The organism is Kurthia populi (assembly GCF_042686175.1).
Classification (GTDB): Bacteria; Bacillota; Bacilli; order Bacillales_A; family Planococcaceae; genus Kurthia; species Kurthia populi.
The window spans coordinates 35808-56931 of record NZ_JBHUOR010000026.1 but is presented as its reverse complement, the minus strand read 5'-3'; the positions used below and the strand labels follow the sequence as shown (position 1 = coordinate 56931).

The 21124-nt window shown below is 41.1% G+C and carries 22 protein-coding genes and 3 tRNA genes; 9 read left to right on the top strand and 16 right to left on the bottom strand.

The genetic code is table 11. The features are described from left to right. Nucleotides 1-109: 109 nt before the first annotated feature. The 8 genes from ACFSY7_RS05395 to ACFSY7_RS05360 all read right to left on the bottom strand — a co-directional run bounded on the left by ACFSY7_RS05395 (nucleotide 110) and on the right by ACFSY7_RS05360 (nucleotide 5525). Nucleotides 110-1150: a phosphotransferase family protein gene (locus tag ACFSY7_RS05395; RefSeq protein WP_380147127.1), complete on the bottom strand. Its 1041-nt coding sequence runs from the start codon at nucleotides 1148-1150 to the stop codon at nucleotides 110-112. Next, nucleotides 1147-1713, bottom strand: a complete 567-nt coding sequence (locus ACFSY7_RS05390; protein WP_380147126.1) for a TetR/AcrR family transcriptional regulator — start codon at nucleotides 1711-1713, stop codon at nucleotides 1147-1149. Before ACFSY7_RS05390 ends, ACFSY7_RS05395 begins: the two co-directional genes overlap by 4 nt. Nucleotides 1714-1725: 12 nt before the next feature. Then, nucleotides 1726-2493, bottom strand: coding sequence for a glucose 1-dehydrogenase (locus ACFSY7_RS05385; protein ID WP_020189817.1), 768 nt, complete (start codon nucleotides 2491-2493; stop codon nucleotides 1726-1728). Then, a complete protein-coding gene (locus ACFSY7_RS05380) occupies nucleotides 2494-3723 on the bottom strand; it encodes an acyl-CoA dehydrogenase family protein (protein ID WP_380147125.1) in 1230 nt (409 codons plus the stop codon). Between the two features lie 289 nt (nucleotides 3724-4012). After that, nucleotides 4013-4372 (bottom strand): ion channel, encoded by a 360-nt coding sequence (locus tag ACFSY7_RS05375; protein ID WP_380147124.1) that lies wholly within the window; start codon nucleotides 4370-4372, stop codon nucleotides 4013-4015. Nucleotides 4373-4477: 105 nt separating this feature from the next. Continuing rightward, nucleotides 4478-4678, bottom strand: a complete 201-nt coding sequence (locus ACFSY7_RS05370) for a cold-shock protein (RefSeq protein WP_020189813.1) — start codon at nucleotides 4676-4678, stop codon at nucleotides 4478-4480. A gap of 142 nt (nucleotides 4679-4820) precedes the next feature. Then, nucleotides 4821-5021 carry a cold-shock protein gene (locus tag ACFSY7_RS05365; protein WP_126990528.1) on the bottom strand — a complete coding sequence of 67 codons (201 nt, stop codon included), beginning with the start codon at nucleotides 5019-5021 and terminating at the stop codon, nucleotides 4821-4823. 228 nt (nucleotides 5022-5249) lie between these two features. Then, nucleotides 5250-5525 (bottom strand): DUF1033 family protein, encoded by a 276-nt coding sequence (locus tag ACFSY7_RS05360; RefSeq protein ID WP_020189812.1) that lies wholly within the window; start codon nucleotides 5523-5525, stop codon nucleotides 5250-5252. Nucleotides 5526-5627: 102 nt separating this feature from the next. Between ACFSY7_RS05360 and ACFSY7_RS05355 the strand changes: the two genes are divergently transcribed. From ACFSY7_RS05355 to ACFSY7_RS05345, 3 genes are all read left to right on the top strand, one after another. Beyond that, nucleotides 5628-7358, top strand: coding sequence for a methyl-accepting chemotaxis protein (locus ACFSY7_RS05355; RefSeq protein WP_380147123.1), 1731 nt, complete (start codon nucleotides 5628-5630; stop codon nucleotides 7356-7358). Between the two features lie 98 nt (nucleotides 7359-7456). Beyond that, entirely contained in the window at nucleotides 7457-8308 is an 852-nt protein-coding gene (locus ACFSY7_RS05350) for a 5-bromo-4-chloroindolyl phosphate hydrolysis family protein (protein WP_020189809.1), read from the top strand. A gap of 14 nt (nucleotides 8309-8322) precedes the next feature. Then, complete coding sequence (locus ACFSY7_RS05345; protein WP_380147122.1) at nucleotides 8323-9498, top strand: toxic anion resistance protein; 1176 nt, start codon at nucleotides 8323-8325, stop codon at nucleotides 9496-9498. 711 nt (nucleotides 9499-10209) lie between these two features. On the opposite strand, the gene ACFSY7_RS05340 is transcribed toward ACFSY7_RS05345, so the two are convergent. The 4 genes from ACFSY7_RS05340 to ACFSY7_RS05325 all read right to left on the bottom strand — a co-directional run bounded on the left by ACFSY7_RS05340 (nucleotide 10210) and on the right by ACFSY7_RS05325 (nucleotide 14952). Continuing rightward, nucleotides 10210-11679: a TcaA NTF2-like domain-containing protein gene (locus ACFSY7_RS05340; RefSeq protein ID WP_380147121.1), complete on the bottom strand. Its 1470-nt coding sequence runs from the start codon at nucleotides 11677-11679 to the stop codon at nucleotides 10210-10212. A gap of 234 nt (nucleotides 11680-11913) precedes the next feature. After that, nucleotides 11914-13806, bottom strand: coding sequence for a vWA domain-containing protein (locus ACFSY7_RS05335; protein WP_380147120.1), 1893 nt, complete (start codon nucleotides 13804-13806; stop codon nucleotides 11914-11916). A 10-nt stretch (nucleotides 13807-13816) separates the two neighbouring features. Continuing rightward, entirely contained in the window at nucleotides 13817-14677 is an 861-nt protein-coding gene (locus ACFSY7_RS05330; protein WP_020189805.1) for an AAA family ATPase, read from the bottom strand. Nucleotides 14678-14751: 74 nt separating this feature from the next. Beyond that, nucleotides 14752-14952, bottom strand: coding sequence for a DUF6501 family protein (locus ACFSY7_RS05325; RefSeq protein WP_020189804.1), 201 nt, complete (start codon nucleotides 14950-14952; stop codon nucleotides 14752-14754). 273 nt (nucleotides 14953-15225) lie between these two features. On the opposite strand from ACFSY7_RS05325, the gene ACFSY7_RS05320 reads away from it, so the two are divergent. The 3 genes from ACFSY7_RS05320 (at nucleotide 15226) to ACFSY7_RS05310 (ending at nucleotide 17884) form a co-directional block, all read left to right on the top strand. Then, nucleotides 15226-15711 carry a nucleoside 2-deoxyribosyltransferase gene (locus tag ACFSY7_RS05320; RefSeq protein WP_126990533.1) on the top strand — a complete coding sequence of 162 codons (486 nt, stop codon included), beginning with the start codon at nucleotides 15226-15228 and terminating at the stop codon, nucleotides 15709-15711. A 58-nt stretch (nucleotides 15712-15769) separates the two neighbouring features. After that, entirely contained in the window at nucleotides 15770-16672 is a 903-nt protein-coding gene (locus ACFSY7_RS05315; protein WP_380147119.1) for an EamA family transporter, read from the top strand. A gap of 177 nt (nucleotides 16673-16849) precedes the next feature. Further along, a complete protein-coding gene (locus ACFSY7_RS05310) occupies nucleotides 16850-17884 on the top strand; it encodes a PTS transporter subunit IIC (protein WP_380147118.1) in 1035 nt (344 codons plus the stop codon). A 127-nt stretch (nucleotides 17885-18011) separates the two neighbouring features. Here the strand turns inward: ACFSY7_RS05310 and ACFSY7_RS05305 are convergent, their stop codons facing one another. Then, nucleotides 18012-18788 (bottom strand): SMI1/KNR4 family protein, encoded by a 777-nt coding sequence (locus ACFSY7_RS05305; protein ID WP_380147117.1) that lies wholly within the window; start codon nucleotides 18786-18788, stop codon nucleotides 18012-18014. A 93-nt stretch (nucleotides 18789-18881) separates the two neighbouring features. Here ACFSY7_RS05305 and ACFSY7_RS05300 point away from each other — a divergent pair, with 93 nt between their 5' ends. The 3 genes from ACFSY7_RS05300 to ACFSY7_RS05290 all read left to right on the top strand — a co-directional run bounded on the left by ACFSY7_RS05300 (nucleotide 18882) and on the right by ACFSY7_RS05290 (nucleotide 20772). Beyond that, complete coding sequence (locus tag ACFSY7_RS05300; protein WP_380147116.1) at nucleotides 18882-19757, top strand: ComEC/Rec2 family competence protein; 876 nt, start codon at nucleotides 18882-18884, stop codon at nucleotides 19755-19757. Next, nucleotides 19757-19975 (top strand): DUF3006 domain-containing protein, encoded by a 219-nt coding sequence (locus ACFSY7_RS05295; RefSeq protein ID WP_020189797.1) that lies wholly within the window; start codon nucleotides 19757-19759, stop codon nucleotides 19973-19975. Before ACFSY7_RS05300 ends, ACFSY7_RS05295 begins: the two co-directional genes overlap by 1 nt. Before the next feature lie 443 nt (nucleotides 19976-20418). After that, complete coding sequence (locus tag ACFSY7_RS05290) at nucleotides 20419-20772, top strand: hypothetical protein (RefSeq protein ID WP_020189796.1); 354 nt, start codon at nucleotides 20419-20421, stop codon at nucleotides 20770-20772. Between the two features lie 77 nt (nucleotides 20773-20849). Here ACFSY7_RS05290 and ACFSY7_RS05285 read toward each other — a convergent pair. The 3 genes from ACFSY7_RS05285 to ACFSY7_RS05275 all read right to left on the bottom strand — a co-directional run bounded on the left by ACFSY7_RS05285 (nucleotide 20850) and on the right by ACFSY7_RS05275 (nucleotide 21123). Then, nucleotides 20850-20922: transfer RNA gene (locus ACFSY7_RS05285), tRNA-Phe, on the bottom strand. A 10-nt stretch (nucleotides 20923-20932) separates the two neighbouring features. Further along, nucleotides 20933-21025: transfer RNA gene (locus ACFSY7_RS05280), tRNA-Ser, on the bottom strand. Nucleotides 21026-21047: 22 nt separating this feature from the next. Beyond that, nucleotides 21048-21123 (bottom strand) — tRNA-Ala (locus ACFSY7_RS05275). Nucleotide 21124: the final 1 nt, after the last annotated feature.

The window sequence follows — 21124 nt, the reverse complement described above, 5'->3', positions numbered from 1 at the left end:
TTTATTCTATACAAAAACAAAAAAATTACAGATAAAAAGGACTTCGGCATCTTCATTTGCCGAAGTCCTTTCTTTAGCTAGGGTTTTGTCCCAGCCTCTTCTTTTCTTGTTATTTCGTCTGTGCTAAGGCATGCTGCATAAGATTTTTCACGAGTTGTCCAAACTGTTCAAAGCGTGCATCTTGCGTCTGCCCATGACAATAGCGCGCGTAAATTTGTTGCCCAATGACCGCCAATTTAAAATAGGCAAAGGTTATATAGTAAGGCATCGCCGATACATCGCGCCCACTTTTTTCAGCATAGCGCGCAATCATTTCTTCGCGCGTATAAAATCCTGGGAGTACGGTAACGGGTGGTTTGCCGAGCATATATTTTAGCGTATCCTCATCCTGCTCGGTAACCCAGTAGCTCATCATAACACCTAAGTCCGCAAGCGGGTCCCCAACTGTCGTCATTTCCCAATCAAACAACCCAATAATGTCTGAGAAATCGTCATTGAACATGACATTATTCAATTTAAAGTCATAATGAATAATCGTCGCATCCGATGAATCGGGTATATGATTTTTAAGCCAAAGCGTTAATTCATCCACTACTTTAATATCATCGGTTTTTGCCTTATCATAGCGCGCAATCCAGCCATGCACTTGGCGCTCTAAAAACCCTTCTGCCTTCGTCATATCATAAAGCGCTGTTTCCTTATAATCAATGGCATGCAGTGATACGAGCAAATCAAGCATTAATTCTGAAATGCGCTGACCAAGTAGTTCGTCATACGTGCCATCCATTTTTGTATCGAGCACGATGCCACGCTTTCTTTCCATTAAAAAGAATGGTGCACCGAGGACAGCTGTATCTTCACAATAAAGAAGCGGTGTCGGCACTTGTTTCAAATGTGGCTGTAGCATCGATAAAATCGTATATTCACGCGCCATATCATGTGCTTTGGGTGCAACAGGGCCAAGTGGTGGACGACGTAGTACATACTCTCCCCCTTCAAATGTGAGCGCATACGTTAAATTCGATGCACCGGCGCCGAATTGTTCATATGTTCGTAGCCGCCCAAGCGCTGGCTTATGCTGTTGAATAAATGCTTCTAATTTTACTATGTCGAGCTCTTCTCCTGTGCGTACATCAATCGTATCTTTCATGGCCTTTCCTCCATTCCATCTAACAATAATGTGACATAATAATCAGCTAAATCTTGCGGTGCCATCTCGCCATCTGGCTGATACCATTGATAGCTATAATTGGTCATACCTAAAATCGCAAACGCTGTCATATCCGGGCGCAATGTGTGACGAAATGTGCGATTCTCTACACCATTGGCAATGACTTGCTCGAGTACGATGCGAAACTGACGTCGCTTATCACGAATACGTGCCCCGTTCGTCTCATCAAGATGCCGAATTTCGCGAAAAAAGACGCGCCCTTGTTGCCCATGTGTTTGAATATCTTCTATTAATAGCTGCACAATATGGCGTAATTGTGTACGCACATCTTTTGTCTGCGCTAAAACCCGCTGCTGCCTATCGAGTAGCGAATCAATATAGCTTTCATGAATTGTCATTAAAAGCGCTTCTTTTGTCGGAAAGTAATAATAGAAGGTTCCCTTTGTCACACCGAGTGCTTCGACGATGTCTTGCAAGGATGTATTCGTAAAACCACGTTGTTCAAATAAGCGCACACTTTCTGCCACAAGTTGTTCCTTCATCTAAAGCCCTCCCTAATACGTGCTCATACCGCCATCAACTGGCAATATTGCGCCGGTAATATAGCTCGCTGCAGGTGATGCTAAGAAAATAGCCGCACCTTTTAAATCTTCCGCACCGCCTAAACGGCCAAGTGGTGTATGCCCTTCAATATACGATTGCCCGTGCTCAATAAGCGCCGTCGACATTTTTGTAGGAAAAAAACCTGGTGCAAGTGCATTGACGCGAATATTGTAGCGCCCAAGCTTCACTGCTAAATCCTTTGTCATCGCAATAATGCCCGCCTTGCTCGCATTGTAGCCGACTGTTTCCATAAAAGGTGGTGTGCCGCCAAAACCTGCAATCGATGCAATATTTAAAATGACACCTTGCGCTTGCTTTTGCATAACCGTTGCTGCTGCCTGGCTCATTAAAAAGCTTCCCGTCATATTCGTGTCAACAACCTTATTCCAGGCTTCAAGTGGCATCTCCAAAAAAGAGGCTCCCCATGAGACACCGCTATTATTCACTAAAATATCGAGCTGACCAAACGCTTCAATTGTTTGCTCGACTGCCTCGCGCACGCTCGTAGCATCCGTCACGTCGCAGGCAAGTGCTAACACATTGACATCATATGTGCTACGCAACTGTGCCGCCGTTTCCTCGCATGCCTCCTGCTTACGTGAGCATAAGACAAGATTTTGAATGCCCGCTTCCGCATAGCCCTGTGCAATTTGTGCGCCAAGTCCGCGGCCGCCACCTGTAATCATCGCTGTTTGCCCATCTAAACGAAACATCTCCATTTAGTTCACACTCGCTTTCTGTGTCGCATATTTTCGTAGCTCTAATTTTGCAATTTGCGCCTTATGTACCTCATCCGGACCATCTGCAAAGCGCAGTGTACGTGCCTGCACCCATAAAAAGGCAAGCGGTGTATCGTCACTAACGCCTTTCGCACCAAATGCTTGAATTGCTCGGTCAATAACATTCAATGCCATTTGTGGCGCTACTGCCTTAATCATCGCTATTTCTTGTTTAGCCGCTTTATTGCCGACCGTATCCATCATATACGCCGCTTTTAATGTTAAAAGACGTGCCTGCTCAATCTCCATACGTGATTCCGCAATCCACGTTTGCACAATTCCCTGTGCTGCTAGCGGCTTGCCAAACGCCACACGCGCCTCGACACGCTTACACATTTCCTCAAGCGCTCGTTCTGCTGCCCCAATAAGACGCATACAATGATGAATTCGCCCAGGTCCAAGTCGTCCCTGCGCAATCGCAAAGCCCTTGCCTTCTTCCCAAATGACATTGCTAACGGGCACACGTACATTTGTATACGTGATTTCCGCATGCCCATGTGGTGCATCATCATAGCCAAATACTGATAGCATACGCTCTATTTTCAATCCTGGTGTATCCATCGGCACTAAAATCATCGACTGCTGCTCATGACGCGGTGCATCCGGGTTGGTTTTTCCCATAACAATCGAAATCGTACAGCGCGGGTCCCCAGCACCAGAGCTCCACCATTTGCGCCCATTTATAACGTATTCATCGCCATCTCGTACGATGGACGCCTCGACGTTTGTCGCATCACTTGACGCAACATCTGGCTCTGTCATTGAAAAACAAGAGCGAATTGTGCCTTCTAATAACGGCTCAAGCCACTGCTTTTTTTGTTGCTCGGTGCCATAACGCTCAAGCAGCTCCATATTACCGGTATCTGGCGCATTGCAGTTAAACACTTCAGGCGCTAAAGCAGAACGTCCCATAATTTCACAAAGTGGTGCATATTCTAAATTTGTTAACCCGGCTCCGTATGTACTATCCGGCAAAAATAAATTCCATAATCCAGCTTCTTTTGCACGTTGCATCAATTCTAATTTAATTGGTGGAATTGCACCAAAACGGTCTTTTTGTGCGGTAAGCTGTTCCTCATACAGTGTTTCATTCGGATAAATAAACTCCTCCATAAACTGTGTTACACGTGCCTGTAATGCTTGTACTTTCTCTGAATACATAAACTCCATTAAAAGCCCTCCTCTTACATACTAACCGGTAGGTATGTTTACAATGAGTATACTTCCATTAATTAGAAAATTCAATCATTTTCTATTTCAGACACGTTTTTTCGCAATTAAAAAAGGAATTGCTTTCGCAACCCCTTACGTTAAATCAATATCCATCTTATCGGATAGCCACGCAATGCCGATTAATACAACACCTGTTACAACAATTGCTTGTAGGCGTGGATCTGATTTTAATGTTTCAAGCATAGTTATCACCTCTTACTCAAACTGTTCCCGTTTTACGGAGCGCTCAATCACTTTTTTTAGACTCCTGCTTCATTTCTTTTTTTTCAAATGTTAATACAGCAGAGCCTATTAATAAAAGCATCGATAACATCGCTCCTGTTCCGACTACCAAATAAATCATCGTAAACACTTTGGAAAAACCTGTAGATGGCGAGAGTCCAGTATTAAGACCTGTTGGCATTAATGTCGTAAAAGCAAAGTAAAATGAATCGAGAAAATGCCAGTTCTCTACTTGATGATAAAATAATGTACCCGATAGCAAAATAAACCCTAAGGTCGTCAGTACAGACCAAAATAACTTGCGGCGCATCATATGTAAAATCGCTTTAAATAAGCGAAGCGAGGTCAATAGAAATGATACCATAGCACACTGGGCCTCCTTTCCTTTCAATCATTAGTTTACCTTAATTCTCTATTTTTCTCGACAAAAAAAGAGATGAAGCCATTGCTTCATCTCTTATACATAAAATTAGAATTTTACAACGTTTTCAGCTTGTGGGCCACGAGCGCCGTCAGTTACTTCAAATTCTACTTTTTGACCTTCGTCTAAAGATTTGAATCCTTCGCCTTGGATTGCTGAGAAGTGTACGAATACGTCGTTTTCGCCTTCTACTTCGATGAAGCCAAAACCTTTTTCTGCGTTAAACCATTTAACTGTACCTTGTTTCATGTGAAAAAACCTCCAAAAATATAAAAAAAATTAATACGCAAATCTTGATTTACATATTATAAAAGGTAGCATACATGCTGCCCTTTATAATAAATAAATAAGGGAGTAAAGCGGAAACTTCCTCCCTTAAAATAGTTAAGAATTAAAGTTTTACAACGTTTTCAGCTTGTGGGCCACGAGCGCCATCAGTTACTTCAAATTCTACTTTTTGACCTTCGTCTAAAGATTTGAATCCTTCGCCTTGGATTGCTGAGAAGTGTACGAATACGTCGTTTTCGCCTTCTACTTCGATGAAGCCAAAACCTTTTTCTGCGTTAAACCATTTAACTGTACCTTGTTTCATGTGAAAAAACCTCCAAAAATAAAATGAACAAACAAAAAATGAAATTTACGCAAAACAAAAATTCACATATTACATAAAGTACCGTTGAAGACAAGCCGATCACTTTTTGTAATATGTGAATGGAAGTTCGCGGTCAATCAGAATTTCATTTGTTGAAATAAGTATATCACGCTGATAGACGTTGTCAAATAAAATTCAAAATTTTCCTAAAAATATCAAAAATTATTGTTACGATTTTTGCCAAATAATGCCATGATACGTTTGGATGTCATCATCACATGATTCACAAAAGGCAATTTCTTCTTCTGTCCAAAATGCCCAAAAACGTTCCTTACGATGCTCTTGATGCGGGTATTGTTCACTCATCGTTGCAAGTGCCTGCTTTAAAAAGCGCTCCGCCTCAAATTTATTAGCAAATTCTCGCTCGCGGACAATATGCTCTTCCCAGCCATCAAATTGCCACCATGGCTCGTAATCTGCTTTCATATAAATCACTTTATACATATTTCTCGTTCCTTTCATTCTTCAAAAAACAATACTATAGTACCAATAAAAGAGACGTTTTATGGTAAAATAAATCTATAAATTATTTATTGGAGGGATTTTATGTTTTCTGCACTGCGACCAAAACTTGAATTACACCAGCTACTTGAACGTGGCACCGATATTCAAACACTTGAACGTTTTCAACAAACACTCGCCTTCAACCATTTTTCACACCATGATGAGGAAAACTTACAGGTTTTATACGCTCAATTACGTGACACAAAGCCATCCATGGACGAAATCTTCCGTTTATATTTAACAGAAATCGCACCAAATGACAAGGATATCATTTCGGATGAGGCCATTCATCACTATTTAACAAATTTTTTCTTACAACCACGCGATGAATTATATGTAGAAAATGTCTTACAGTTCTTTTATCAATTCCGTCACTATAAATACGAGCCTGGGCGAACAATTGTGGTCTTTAATCAATTTACTTTTTATATTACTACACATATATTGTATAACTTTGGCTTTAAACCTGCCAAAGCATTCGACTTGATGCGCTCGTTTCAGGCTGCCATGAACATCGACCAGGAAATGCTATTTGAGTCGATTACAGAGCGTATGCTCGAACATTCCATCACCGAAGTTGGGCATTTAATGGATACCGCCTCACAAATTGTTTATATGAAAGATTTAGCGCTTCATTTAGACCGACAGGCAGCGGAAATACAGTCCTCAACTGCTAGCACAGAGCAGGTCAGTGCATCGATTACAGAAGTTGCCTTCACGACTTCAACGATTGCCGAGAAAACCGAAAGCTCACGCCAAAAAGCACAGCATTCAAAAGATACTATTGGCGATGCCTTAACGAAAATTTTCGATACCGAAAAAACCTTTACCGCCATCGTGCAGTCATTCGAACAGTTGCAACAGCGTGTTGATAAAATCGAAAATGTCGTAACGCTTGTACATGATATTGCCGACCAGACCAACTTACTCGCACTCAATGCCTCAATTGAAGCGGCAAGAGCCGGAGAACACGGCAAAGGTTTTGCCGTCGTCGCACAAGAAGTTCGTAAGCTCGCGGAAAATACAGTCAATGCCTTAACTGGTGTTTCGGATAATGTCGATCATCTTAAACGTTATGCGACCTCTGTTGCCGATTCCATTGCTGAAACGACCTGCATTATTACAAACGCTACTGCAGAGGCAAAAGGTTCCCTGCCACTACTCACCGATATTGTTAATACGATTGAAACAATCAATGAGGATGTGCGTACGACAGCCGCTATTTGTGCAGAGCAGTCGATGGCTGTCGATGACATGTCACAGCGTATGATGGAAATCAATCAATTGCAACAAGACATTCGCCATCTTGGTCAACTGACGTCAAAAGGGGTTTACAAACTGAATCAAGACATCAATGCATTCCGTCTACATATTGTTTCCGACAACAACATTCCATTATCAAGCTATGCCCTTTTACAATTATCAAAAGCAGACCATATTTTATGGAAATGGCGTGTATACAATCTGTTTATCGGGCTTGAAACTATTCATCCAGATGAGGTATCTTCGCATGCGGATTGTCGACTTGGCAAATGGTACCGAGACCCTAAAACCATCGCGCGCTTCGGCGATGAAGCAAGCTATATCGCACTTGATGCCTATCATGCACAAGTTCATGAATCCGCTCGCCAGGCGGTTATCGAATTTAATAATCATCATATTTCGCGTGCTGAGCAACATTTACAAGCATTAGAACAGGCGTCTAGCCACGTACTGACGCATATTAATACGTTAATTGCGGGTATTGAAGCCAAGCGATTTACGATGGAATAAAAGGTGCGCCAATCATTTTTTTTTGAAAAAATGAAACTTTCTTATATCCTATTCGTATATGTTATTACAATGTATTTCAACGAAAGAGGAGGATTCACATGCTCAATATAGGCCACCACTTTTTGCGTTACGCACTCGCCTTCGTAATCGGGCCAATTGTTACGGGCATTACATGGATGGGCTTCGGTCTACCATTTTTCATTAGTGTTTTTGCTGGGATTGTCGGCTTTGGCGTTACAGCCCTAGCAACAAAATTCTTTCAAAAACGTGCTATTCGCAAACAATTCAATTTAACAAAATCAGAATATAAATTAATCGATGAACAACTACAAGAAGCAACCGATACAACAGCTATGCTCGCTAGCTTATTTACAAAAGTCCGTTCGATTAAAGGCTTCCGCCAATTGTATGATATGAACAAAACCGCTAAGCGTATTGTCAATATCGTCAAAAAAAATCCGCTGAAATTTTATCAAGCGGAAACATTTTTCTACGCACACTTACCTTCTGTTGGAGAGCTTGCTGAAAAATACGTCACGTTATCACGTGAAAAAATCAAAGACCATGATGTGCAAATCGCGCTACGTCAAACGCAGCATGCACTAGATGAATATAATCGCATGTTAGACGAGGATTTACGCGAAGTATTAGCAGACGATATTCAGTCGCTGAAAATGGAGCTTGATTTTGCGAGTATTACTGCAAAACGCTTCCACGAACGTGCCGATTCAGAGCCTGTTATGCCAACAAAAAAGCCGCAACAACTCGATGAAATGGACGAATTCGAAGCAGCACTACAAAAGCCTGCCAAAGAACCTGTTTCACTTGAGAAAAAAGAGGAATTAGATAAGCAACAAGATATCCCGTTCCGCGAGCCAGAGCTTGTACCGTTAAAGCGTGTACAGGAGCAGCCGCGAACACGTATGGAACGTCGCCACTTTAATAATTAGGGAGAGATGATTTTATGACACAAAATGATAAATCGCTGGATGACTTATTAAAAGACCCCTTTACGATGGATCAATTACCACAGCAGCAACCGGTCGAAGCTGTACAGCCCGCAAAGCCCGTACGCGAAATGGACCGCTTAACACCTGAAGAACAGCAAAAAGCACACGAACTAGCGAAGCAAATTCCTATCGGACAAACGGAGGCCATTTTATCATATGGAGCAAATGCACAAGCTGCTCTATCATCTTTCTCTAATAAAATGCTCGACCATGTCCAAGCAAAAGACGTTGGTGAAGTCGGTTCGATTTTAACGGATTTAATGAATAAATTAAATCAATTAGACCCTGAAGATTTACGCGAAGAAAAACCAAAGGGCCTGAAAAAATTATTCCATAAAGTACAAAAATCAGTAAATGAAATGATGACAAAATATCAAAAACTAAGCACACAAATTGATCGCATTGGCGTACAGCTAGAACATTCAAAACGTGGCTTAGTAGATGACGTGCGCATGCTTGACCAATTGTATGACCAAAATAAAACCTATTTTGAGGCTTTAAATGTCTATATTGCAGCGGCAGAAATTAAGCGTGATGAAATCGTCAACGAGATTATCCCGGCAGCACATGCTGAAGCAGCAGCATCGAATGACCAAATGAAGGTGCAAGAAGTAAATGATTTAAACCAGTTTGTGGACCGGTTAGAAAAACGAATTTACGACTTGCAGTTATCACGTCAAATCACCTTGCAATCGGCTCCTCAAATTCGTATGATCCAATCAACGAACCAAGCGCTTGCTGAGAAAATCCAATCATCGATTATGACATCGATTCCATTATGGCGTAATCAAATTGCAATTGCCCTTACGTTAAATAATCAACGTAAAGCGGTAGAGGCACAAAAACAAGTGACGCAAACGACAAATGATTTATTATTACGCAACTCTGAAATGCTGCGTATGAATACGATTGAAACCGCACGCGAAAACGAACGCGGCATTGTCGAAATCGAAACATTAAAGAAAACACAGGACAATCTTGTGCAAACGATTGAAGAAACATTACAAATCCAAGCAGAGGGTCATGAAAAACGTCGCGCCGCTGAAATTGAGCTTAGTCAAATGGAACAGGATTTAAAACAACGTTTGCTACAACTACAGTACACAAAAAACGAACAGCAATATCGTTAATTCGTTAAGAAGCGAGTGAATTACTCGCTTCTTTTTTTATTGCTAATTTGCGCATCATCTACACAAAATAGTTGTTCAGAAATTACTCATTAGCTCAGAAAGCGTCTTTTGGATACGACTTATTTTGAAATAAGTGTCAAAATAAAACCATCGTCCTATACATTTTTTTCATTTTTGTAAGCAGCATGCAAAAGCTGTCAATAAAAACCATTATTTCGCGCCATATCGCAAAAATGTACAATAGCATAAGCAGCTACTCTGCCCGTTTTTTAAAGAAATCAGGCATTTTTCTTCCTCTAGCGGTACAATAAAAGGAATTTTGGCGTTAGATAACGCTCATCATCTTAAAATAAATGACAATGTATACTAAAAAAGGCTTGGCATAGGTCGGCTTGAAAAAACTTCCCATTCTCGATCAAAAATGCCCCGTAAAGTGCGCAAAGCGGTCAAAAAACATCCCGTAGAGCACCATAAATAGCCACTTTTTTAAAGAAATCAGGATAAAACTTATTACATATCGCCAGTATTTTTTGTATGTATTTATCTTTTTATAATAAAAAGGCATATCGTTACTACAGTTGCAGGTCTATTCACTTAGAGTTGTCACATATTCAAAAATATGTCGTATCTAAAAGACGCTTTCTGAGGTAATTCGCGATTTCATTTCACGATATTAAAAAAGCCGCTCCCATATTAGGAACGGCTTCTCAATTAACGAATCGTTAATTTTGTCATGTAATAACGACCATTGATATTTTTCACCGTATACTCAGATACTTGGTGAATATTTTTTGCGGCTTCTCCGGCTTTTTGTACGACATAATCTTCATTTACCGTCGCAATAAATTCCGTGCTGCTTAACTTATTAATTGATGCAATTTGATAATTTCGTAAATCAACTTGCGTCCCTTTTTCTTGTAGCCCTCTAACGTAATTCGTTTGACTGCTTAAAAATTCTGTTCCTGGTGCGATAACTTCACTTAAGCTATTGGCATCACCATTTACATAATAGACAAAGTAAGCATCTAGTAACGTGTTCATTTCGGCTTTAACATCTGCTGTATTGTTGTCTGCTGTAGTATCTTCTTCAGCTTGCTGAGGCGTAACAGCTTGCTCTTTTTTACCATAGTCTTCAAAAATAAGCTCTGTTGATGTCGTCGAATTAACCTTAATCGTTTTCGACGTATATTCTTTTCCGTCCTCTTCAAATTTCGCTTGTAAATCAAAGGCGCTATTACGGGGCACTACTAGTTGATTATCTTCGATTAATACATCTGCTTTGTCGCCGTTTACATAAAACGTTAAATCCTTGTCCTCATAGGTGCTCGGAATAGAGACAGGTGAGAATAACTCCATTTCGGTCGGCCATTCATTCGTATAGTCATTATACACTGCACCTGTAAACACTTTTTCAACTTGACCGTACGGCGAATCCCAAATAATTGTATAATCATATTCACCTGGTAATAATTTTTGCTCCCATGTATCCGCACTTCTACCGAGCTCATCTTCCTTCCCATCAAATTTGATTTTTAGGTTTTCTTGCTCTGTCGGTACTGTGACAGTTGCAGAAGTTGGCTCGATCGCATAATTTGTAAAAAATCCCCATTTTTTTGTTTTAAGTAACGTTAGTTTATTTTGCCCTGAATTAAAGGCCAAATCACTTGTTGTGGCATTGTCTTGCTCCATTTTCTCAAAAGCATTGATAGTCTCAGTTGCTAGCTGTGCGCTATTTTCCTCTTCAATCATCTTACCAAATGCTTTCTTTTCAATAGCTAAATAATCATCCATTGATACTACCGATAAAAAGTCGCTTGCTTTACCTGTTTCTGATGCCTTATCAAGCTGTTTGAGTACGCTTGATTTATTCCCGACTGTAAAGAATAAAATAGCAAAAGCGATAACACATAATGCGATAATGCTACCCACAATAAACAGGGGCTTTTTCGATGATTTCTTCTTGGTTGGTGTCACCGTTTTTTTCTCTAAACGTGACGTTGTTTTAGGTGCTTCTGCTGACGTCTTTGTTAGCTTGATTGATGATGCTGCGCCCTCTACATGTGTTGGATTTTTAGGAATTTCTTCTTTAGGCAACGGTTTGCCACAGGTTGAACAAAAATTATTTGTTACTTTGTTTTCCGCACGACAATCCGGATTACCACAAATTTTTACTTGTTTCATTGTATCCACCTTTTACGTTTATTTTAAATAATTGACGTTTGTCTTCCTATGTATAACATGCTCGGTTGTTTACTACCTAAACGAGCATGTTATTACGTTTTAAAACCATTTCTTTTTTATTATAGATGAAAAGGTTTTATAAATATACAACATTTCCCATTAATTATACGTCATTTTTGTATATTTTCGACTTTTCTAGTGGATTCCAATCAAATTTGAGCCAATTCTAGTCATTTACGTACTTTGAATCACATAACGAATGAGCTTGCGAAGTAGGCGCAGTGTAATATCGCTAAACTGCGCAACATCCTCTGCAGTGACGGATTTATTGCCGTAAATGGTTGCGAACAGATGGCGCTGCTCGTCCGTTGGTTGTTCCGTATTTAAAAATAAATGCACGACTGAAATACCGTTTTTCTCCGCTTCCATTACAGCTTCAGCTGTATCGAGCACCCCATTAGTAGCATAGCGGAATGCAGAGGGCTCCCCGTCTGAGAAAATGAGCAAGAAGCGATGTTTTTCGTCGCGCTGCAATAGGCGCTTCGCCATCCAGCGAATCGCAAAGCCATCGCGATTATCCTCATGTGCCTCTAATGCCATAATGCGTGCGCCGTCATCTTGCACCCCGTCCTCAAGACGGTGTAGCCACTCAAACGTATTCGGTTGCTCGGTTGATGTTGCCTCGTAGGCATCTTCGTAAAAGCACACCATATCATGCGCGATTGCAAGCTTACGCAGCACATCATGGAATAACAATACGGCCTGCTTCGTCTCGTCTAATTTATCAAGCATCGATGCAGAGCCATCAATCAATAAGCCAAATACCGCATCTAATGGCTTGGCGGGTGCATCCTTTTTATAAAAAGGCTTAGGACGCTCATCCGTCACAAACTGTAGCAACTCACGGCTATTTAAGCGACCATACGATAAATGTGTACGCTTGGCGACTTGCTTTTGCGCCATTTGCTTTTGAAACTCGAGCATCATTGCCTTCACTAACGGTTCTTGCTCAGTACGGAAGCGTAGCAACTCACTTAGTTGCTGTGCATCCTCCGTTTTTTCAAGGCGCGTCTCCTCATACGTAACATGGCGGTTATCATCGCCAAATGCTTCACCCGCATGCTTTTTCGTACCACGCTGTAATTTCTTCGTTTCCGGGATGTCGTCCTTTTTAGGCTCCGCTTCGTGATCTGTATCGCCGCCCGTTCCGACTTCACTAACGTCATTTTGCGCATCGCCTTCTTCGGCATCGGTTGATAGGCTACGGCCCTCATTACCACGCCCAAGCTCTAGGCGTAAATGCGCCCCCTCTTGTTCCTTCGTTTCACGATGCCAGGCGCGAAATACTTCCTCAATCGTTTCCTTCGCAGTGTCCTTATCACCCGTAGCTAAGCAGGTTGCACCTTTTGATTCGATAAAGGTCACTGCATCAGACACAGTATCAAATAATGCATAAAAGTTTTGTTTCAAATCCTTCTGTACACGCGGCTCAATTAAATTCATTAAGCGCCATGCGAGCGCGATGCTATCCTTTGTAGACTTAACGTCATAAATGCCCTGCATTTGCCAGTGAATTTCCTCAAAACCGTCTGTTGGTAGTGTTAATGTGCCCTCATTCGCTGCTACATATAAATAATTGATGGCGTATTCTGCATACAGCTGCTTTTGACGGTGTACATTCATTTGCTGACGATGGGTCGCGCTATACGTACGACGGCGCACATCAAAGGCCTCCGCTGTGCCAGGACGCTGTTTGGATACATATTCGACTAAACGAAATTCTTCTATTAATAATACGAGCTGCCGGCGTAGACGCGGTAAGCGCTCATTCTTTGTGTCATCGACATAATCTAGATAAGCACGCACATCAAATGAACGCCAAAAACCCGCTGCCATTAAATAAATATCTGATAGGCGCCCTAAATGCATAATGGCTTCCTCGCGGTGGCGCCAAAAGACGGAAAGTGATAATTTCTGCTGCTGTGGGTTCATTTCAATAAGCTGGCGTTCATTAATCGCGAGTTCCTTATTACCTGCTAATGCGCGTGCGAGCATTTCATATTGCAACATTTGACGTGCATTTAGCTGTTCATTATTAAATTGAATAAACCGGCCCATTTCTGCCATCGTTATCGCCTCACTTTATCCACGTTTTTGCAAGTTCAATGACAAGCTCACGTTCACTTTGGTCGGCTAATTTTTCAGCAATCGCATAGCGTACAGCACGCAGCGGCGCGATAAATTGTGCAAGCTCCGTCGCATCTAGTAAGCTTCGAATCGATGCCGCCTCCTCGCTCAAAATGCCTTGCTGTACTTGATTTTTTAAATCCTCTGCAAGCGAGAGCATCATCGTTTTGATCGCTGGCAGAAGCTCAGGGAATCGCTCATCCCATAATTCGCTTAATTGCTCCCCTGAAATATACGGCACACTGTACGATACGAAGCGGTTTTTCAGCGCCTCATTCATCGGTGTCGTACCAATATAGCCTTCATTGATGGCCGCAATAACGTTAAAATCCTCATGTGCATAAATGACTTCTCCGGTAAATGGATTTGTCAGCATTCGTCGGTGATCGAGCACACTATGTAAAATCGGCAATGTCTCGGCCTTCGCCATATTAATTTCATCAATGTATAAAATATGCCCCGCTTTCATCGCCTTAACAACAGGTCCTTCCACAAAATCAATCATCGTTTGTCCCTGCTGCTGTACAACGGTTTTAAAACCTAGCATACTCTCCGCATCAAGGTCTACTGAGCAGTTAATGCTATGCATCGGCTGATTAAAGTATGCAGAAATTGTTTCCGCCATCTTCGTTTTTCCCGAGCCAGATGGACCCTTTAGTAGCACCGGCTTTTTCAACGCAATGCTCACGAGCACATCCTCTAGTAAATGCGCATCCGGTGAACGGTAGCCCCCTGTAGCAATGAGCTTCGTGTCCGCTGGCTCATATTGGCGTTTTAAACGTGCTGCGTGTACGTGTTCGATTAATTCCATGAAAAATTCCCTCCTAAAATAAAAAAGCGACTGTTTGCTTAATGGTAGCAAACAGTCGCCTAGTCGTCTAATGATTACGCGAAATAAGATTTGTAGAAACCGCCAACGTGGCCAGAATTGTCTACGATGAAGATAAATTCTTCTGTTTCGTTTTTCACTTCGTACTCTTTACCAACAGTTAAAACATTAGATACTAAGAATTTTTTAGCATCAGTATTTGTGCATGTTACTTTCTTGATTGTTGGTGCGTTTTTCCAGTTTAAATGGATTGTCATTTCAGTCACAACCTCTTTCTATTAAATTCCTTCTTATTTTACCCGATTTTGCGCATATTGTGTAGTTCCCCGATGAAAAAGGCTGTGCTATGATTAATGGATTAGGAGGGATTCGATGATTTTAAGTTTTATGTCAGGTGTGCCAACGTGGTTTTTTGTCTGCGCATTCCTATTTGTCATTGCTTTTATCGCTTATTCAGAGTGGAATTCTCGCCGCTAAGTGCTGTGGGGTGAAGCATCCTTATATTTAAGCAGAATGGAGGTCTTTTATTGATGAAAACAGGTTATTTAGCCAATGGATTATTTAGCCTTGGCGACCGCCTTGTGAACGAAATTATCGCAAAAGAAGTACGTCAGGCGCTTCCTGGCGTTGATTTATATGTGCCACAGGAAAATGGCGCGATTAACGATAAATCTGCCTATGCAGATAGCGCACAAATCGCCTCGGCAGATATGGATGCCTTAATGGCGAGCGACTTTTTAATCGCCGTTATTGATGGCGTTGAAATTGATAGTGGTGTGGCGGCAGAAATCGGCGCATTCGCTACATTAAAACGCCCTATTTTTGCATTACTAACCGATTCACGTCAACAAGGACGCGATAATGTGAAAAAAATCGATGCATTAAAACAAGATGCAACGGAAAACCAATTTATTTACCGCAATCTATTCGTTGTGGGCTTAATTAAGCAACATGGCATGATTGCTTCTTCTGTTGAAGAGCTCGTGGCGGCATTAAGTAAAAAAGATTCGCCTTAGGTTGATTCCTTTTTCCATAAAAAATGAATCAACCAATTAAAAGGAGAATAATTTTATTATGTGGTTTTTATTTGCAATATTAACATGGATTTTATGGGGTGCGGCTAACCTCTTTTATAAAAAGGCGTCTGTAGAAACAGATCGTCACAGTCATGCTAAAATCGCCATTATGGTCGGCTTAGTAATGGGGCTTCACGCAACAATTTATTGGATTACAGCAGATGTTCATGTACAGGCACAGGACTTCATTACGTATTTACCGGTATCTGCGCTGTATATCGCGTCGATGATTTTTGGCTATGTAGGCTTACGTTATTTAGAGCTATCAATTGTTGCACCACTCCAAAACTCATCAGGTGCCATTACTGTATTACTACTCTTATTTTTCTTCCCGAAAGATATTACATGGGTTCATATTACCGGCTTCGTCTTTATTTTAGCAGGTATTTTATGGTTAGCCTTTATCGAGAAGAAATACGATGATATCGAATTACGTCGTAAAGGCATTCAAGTCGATACGAAATATCGTTACGGTTTTATCGCGCTAATCTTCCCGTTACTATACGCATTACTTGATGGGGTCGGTTCATTCGCAGATGGTGTTGTGTTAGATGAACTCGCACTAATTAAAGAAGGACCAGCCATTATTGCGTATGAGTATACATGGTTTGCGGTAGCCGTTGTGTACTATATTTACTTAAAAGCAAAAGGCGTCGATTTCAAAATCCGCGAGCAAAAAAATGGTGGGATCGCCGCTGTACTCGAAACAGCAGGTCAATTCTTCTACACGTATGCGATGGCGTCAGCAGCTGTGTTAGCAGCGCCAATCATTTCATCGTTCTTCGTGTTCTCAATGATTTTAGGACGTATTTTCTTAAAGGAAAAACTATCCAAAGCCCAGTACGGTGTCATTTTCCTTATCTTTATTGGGATTATGATTTTAGGCTACTTGGACGTGTAATTTAAAAAGCAGGCACTTTGTGTCTGTTTTTATTTTGCCTAATTTGCTCGAAAAAGCATTAAATTGTCGTTTATTTTCAGAAATATTGAATTGTTCAGAATTAATCGTTTACTTTTACACTTCAACGCGATAAACTAAGTCTACTTTATTTAACGGCTTACAAGGAGGATTTATTTTATGAAAGATTTCTTCAATAAACTATTAACCGGGATGAGTATCGGGATTGTCGTTGCATTGATTCCAAATGCCCTTATCGGTGAGATTTTGAAATTATTAATTCCAACATTCCCGGCACTATCCCATGTACTAAATGCCACGGTGCTCGTGATGAGTATGCTCCCAGTATTAATCGGGATTACAATCGGGATGAGTTTCAAATTAACACCGATTCAAACAGCAAGTATCGGCTTAGCGGCGGTGCTTGGTAGTGGTGTCATTACATTCACAGAAGGTGGCATGGTTATTTCAGGCATTGGTGTTGTATTAAACACCGGGATTACCGCAGCACTGGCGGTACTATTCGTCCAAACAATCGGCACAAAATTAAAAGGCTACACGATTTTATTAATGCCGACATTAACGGTTTTAATTCCAGGGATGGTCGGCTATATGTTACTTCCTTATGTCAAATCAGGTACCGGCTATATCGGTGACGGGATTGCATATGTAACGGGCCTACAACCCGTTCTTATGGGTGCCCTACTCGCAGTCATTTTCTGCCTCCTTATTTTATCACCACTTTCAACAGTTGGTGTGGCAACGGTCGTATCGCTAACAGGCATTGCCTCTGGTGCTGCGAACTTAGGGATTGTAGCAGCAGGTACAGGTTTATTCCTTGCAAGCCTAAAAGCAAATTCCGTCGGTACAGCGCTCGCACATGTGCTCGGCTCACCTAAAATTCAGATGCGTAACTTCTTTATGAAGCCCAAAATGGTGACGCCGATGCTCATTACTGCAGCCGTTCTTGGTGCGATGGCAGGTGTGTTAAACATTCAAGGAACACCGATGTCGGCAGGCTTTGGCCTATCTGGACTGGTTGGCCCCCTAAATCATATGAATCTTGTCGATGGCGGTTGGTCGATGAAAAACACGCTTGTGATGCTTGTGACATTCTTCGTCGTACCATTCGCATTAAACTTCGTATTAATCAAAGTATTTATGCTCAAAGTGAAGCTAATTCAGCCAGCAGATTATAAAATTGATATTGAATAATGAAAAGACGAGGCTTTGACAAAACATATCATGTTCCTTTTTGAACGTTCGTAACAAAAAACCGGAACCGCACAACAGTGCGATTCCGGTTTTTCTTATGCTCACATATATGCTCTAGCCTCTATTGTTATGCGTCATAAATTTGTTGCATATTTTCACTCCAGCGTCCCTCTTGTTGCAAGCGTTCGATGCATTTTTTAGCTTGCGCAGCAGTAATAATTGTTTGACGCTCCCATAATTTTAAATAATGTGGCACAAATTGATGTGCCTCTTCACTTGGGTAGCGTGCTACATCCAATAATTCACCGACGAAATACACATCTGCCTCTTCATCTGGATTTTCCTGCATATAATGCGTTGCCGCTTCTAATGCTTCACGTAACTCATCTGGTGATTCCGCGTTATTTAGCTGTTCCTTAATATCGTAAATCGCCATCTCTGAGTCCGCTTCATCATCGCCCTCATCATCTTCCATAAATTGCTCCCCGTCATAGCCAAGGCCTGTAATAAAGGCATCAAATGACGGCGCAAGTTCAATAACATCTTCATCCGCAGTAAAAACTAGTACAGCCGGCTCTGTAGCGCTCTGACGATAATCAAAGGCAAACCATTCCTGACCATCTCCAGCAAAAATGACGATATTTTCTTCTAAATTGTATTCCTTGATTAACTCTGGTGTGTCTTTTAACGACGGTGAGCCCGTTGTGCCATACATATATTCAATTAATAACGGCTCTGCTAATTGTTCATTATTATAGCTCGTATAGCGTAGCGTCCCTCCGTTATGTACTTTTAATTGTGTTACATAACTTTTCGGTAGCTTCACGCCTAATCCGCGCTCTACAGCGACAATTTCTGTATATGTCGCGCCTGGTGTTTGTTCTTGTTCATGCCAAATTGTCATCTATTCCACCCCTTCATTCTTTACTCTTCTTATTCCCTTTCATCAGCAAATAATCCTTTATTATGGTACATTATTTACAAAAGGAGGGTTCGTATGAAAAAAATAGGGATTATTGTTCTCGCTATTATTATTTGTATCATTGCCGCCGTTGTAATCGAGCAAGCAGATGAGGCCCCTTCACCGAATAAAAAGGTGCAAACAGATGGTGATATTCGCGTACATATTATCGATGTCGGACAGGGCGATGCCATTTGGATCGATACGGGGAAAGAAAACATCGTCATCGATTCTGGCAATAAGGGTCAAGGAAAAACGGTGATTAATTATTTAGAACAGCATGATGTCAAAGCGCTTGATGCTGTCATCTCTACTCACCCCGATGCTGACCATGTAGGCGGCTTAGCCGATGTCATCAATCATTTCCCGGTGAAGACCGTCTATGCACCGCGTGTGACGCATACAACACAGGCCTACAAGGAATTTTTACAGGCGGTGAAAAAGCAAAAGCTATCGATTAAAGTAGCCAAGCAAGGCGTCGATATTCCGTCGGTGGCTGAAGGTGTAACGATGACCTTTATTGGGCCAACAAAGGATTACTCAAAAGCCGATTTAAACGACTGGAGTGCCGTCCTTGAACTTACGCATGGACAAAAGAAATTTTTATTAACAGGTGACGCTGAAACGCCTGCTGAAAAAGATATGCTAGCAGCAGGCGTATTAGAGCCGATTGATGTATTAAAAGTGAGTCACCACGGTGCAAGTGAAGCATCGAATACCGACTACTTAGCTGCGTTACAGCCTGAATATGCAGTCATTAGTGTCGGTGAAGGGAATCGCTACAATCACCCAACAGCCGATGCACTGAAGCGTTTAAAAGCGACTGGCGCTAACATTTTACGTACAGATCAGTATGGTTCTATCGTCTTTACATCCGATGGACAGACCATTTCAGTTGAGGAGGAGCGCTAATGAAGGCCATTGTTGACCGTTTTGAACTTTGTCTCGTTGTCATTGAATTAGAAGATGGTACTACACAGGACATTCCGCGTTCACAATGTCCCGATGAAATCGAAGTCGGCCAAGCAATCGATATTGCGGAAGATGGAACGATTACGATAGATGAGGCGCGCACCCAAACACTGCAAGAAGAAATCGATGAACTTGCAGATGATTTATTTGAAGAGTAACAACACAGAGAATGGGAAATTCCCATTCTCTTTTTATTTTTCTCTAAAACGGGACATTTCATCACGATAGATAAGTAAAAGGATTTAAATATAGAATAAAAGTGTGTTATTTTCTATTTACTTTATAATAAAAAACATAAATAAATTGGTTTATTCCTTTATTTTCTAAATACGGATTTTGAAACAATTTATGAATAAAAAAAATCAAGTTGTTTCAAATAACGATTTTTTTATTTATATAGACCTAGTCAAACAGATTTTTTTGTACCATTTTACATTTCAGGAAGTCACACTTCATTTTTTATGCGACTATACTTTCTATCGCATCTACCTAAATAATCCAATGGAATAAAAAGGATTTCTTCACTATTTACGCTACCGTAAAAAAATTGTAAATTATTTCTTGAAACGAATTATACCTGGAAGCGAGGGGTTCCTTATCATTGAACCAATTTTCTGTTTATGTCTCACATAACTACCCACTACTTAAATTATTCCAAGATTATTTAAGGATCGTCGACACAGCCTTTTTCACAGAAGTTTATAAACAAGATCGTGAAGAAATTCAAACTATTTATCGCACTTACCTTTATTATTCTGATATCGATTATGATATTGTAGCTAGTGCTATTTGCTCGACAATTCGAACACTTGAGGATTTCATGCAAGGCCATGCACACAAACACATCAATCGGCTTCATTCATTTATAGAAGCAGTGATGGAAACGGCTTTAGTTGATGTTATTGACTATACCTCACTGCTATTTGATAAACCAAAACATTTATTCAATCTTTGATCCCATCTAAAATATAGATGGGCTTTTATTTTGAACGCATAAAAAAACGCCTACGTTCATGACGTAGACGTTTAATATGGGTTTGGACGGAATCGAACCGCCGACACTTAGAGCTTCAATCTAATGCTCTACCAACTGAGCTACAAACCCGTTATGAAAATGGAGGAGGTAGAGGGATTCGAACCCCCGCGCGGTTTAACCCGCCTGTTGGTTTTCAAGACCAATCCCTTCAGCCGGACTTGGGTATACCTCCAGAAATTATATAAAAATAAAAATGGTGGAGCCTAGCGGGATCGAACCGCTGACCTCCTGCGTGCAAGGCAGGCGCTCTCCCAGCTGAGCTAAGGCCCCA

Coding starts and splice junctions, on each gene's coding strand:
- ACFSY7_RS05395 (WP_380147127.1), bottom strand. CDS start 1,150: ATGAAAGATACGATTGATGTACGCACAGGAGAAGAGCTCGACATAGTA.
- ACFSY7_RS05390 (WP_380147126.1), bottom strand. CDS start 1,713: ATGAAGGAACAACTTGTGGCAGAAAGTGTGCGCTTATTTGAACAACGT.
- ACFSY7_RS05385 (WP_020189817.1), bottom strand. CDS start 2,493: ATGGAGATGTTTCGTTTAGATGGGCAAACAGCGATGATTACAGGTGGC.
- ACFSY7_RS05380 (WP_380147125.1), bottom strand. CDS start 3,723: ATGGAGTTTATGTATTCAGAGAAAGTACAAGCATTACAGGCACGTGTA.
- ACFSY7_RS05375 (WP_380147124.1), bottom strand. CDS start 4,372: ATGGTATCATTTCTATTGACCTCGCTTCGCTTATTTAAAGCGATTTTA.
- ACFSY7_RS05370 (WP_020189813.1), bottom strand. CDS start 4,678: ATGAAACAAGGTACAGTTAAATGGTTTAACGCAGAAAAAGGTTTTGGC.
- ACFSY7_RS05365 (WP_126990528.1), bottom strand. CDS start 5,021: ATGAAACAAGGTACAGTTAAATGGTTTAACGCAGAAAAAGGTTTTGGC.
- ACFSY7_RS05360 (WP_020189812.1), bottom strand. CDS start 5,525: ATGTATAAAGTGATTTATATGAAAGCAGATTACGAGCCATGGTGGCAA.
- ACFSY7_RS05355 (WP_380147123.1), top strand. CDS start 5,628: ATGTTTTCTGCACTGCGACCAAAACTTGAATTACACCAGCTACTTGAA.
- ACFSY7_RS05350 (WP_020189809.1), top strand. CDS start 7,457: ATGCTCAATATAGGCCACCACTTTTTGCGTTACGCACTCGCCTTCGTA.
- ACFSY7_RS05345 (WP_380147122.1), top strand. CDS start 8,323: ATGACACAAAATGATAAATCGCTGGATGACTTATTAAAAGACCCCTTT.
- ACFSY7_RS05340 (WP_380147121.1), bottom strand. CDS start 11,679: ATGAAACAAGTAAAAATTTGTGGTAATCCGGATTGTCGTGCGGAAAAC.
- ACFSY7_RS05335 (WP_380147120.1), bottom strand. CDS start 13,806: ATGGCAGAAATGGGCCGGTTTATTCAATTTAATAATGAACAGCTAAAT.
- ACFSY7_RS05330 (WP_020189805.1), bottom strand. CDS start 14,677: ATGGAATTAATCGAACACGTACACGCAGCACGTTTAAAACGCCAATAT.
- ACFSY7_RS05325 (WP_020189804.1), bottom strand. CDS start 14,952: ATGACAATCCATTTAAACTGGAAAAACGCACCAACAATCAAGAAAGTA.
- ACFSY7_RS05320 (WP_126990533.1), top strand. CDS start 15,226: ATGAAAACAGGTTATTTAGCCAATGGATTATTTAGCCTTGGCGACCGC.
- ACFSY7_RS05315 (WP_380147119.1), top strand. CDS start 15,770: ATGTGGTTTTTATTTGCAATATTAACATGGATTTTATGGGGTGCGGCT.
- ACFSY7_RS05310 (WP_380147118.1), top strand. CDS start 16,850: ATGAAAGATTTCTTCAATAAACTATTAACCGGGATGAGTATCGGGATT.
- ACFSY7_RS05305 (WP_380147117.1), bottom strand. CDS start 18,788: ATGACAATTTGGCATGAACAAGAACAAACACCAGGCGCGACATATACA.
- ACFSY7_RS05300 (WP_380147116.1), top strand. CDS start 18,882: ATGAAAAAAATAGGGATTATTGTTCTCGCTATTATTATTTGTATCATT.
- ACFSY7_RS05295 (WP_020189797.1), top strand. CDS start 19,757: ATGAAGGCCATTGTTGACCGTTTTGAACTTTGTCTCGTTGTCATTGAA.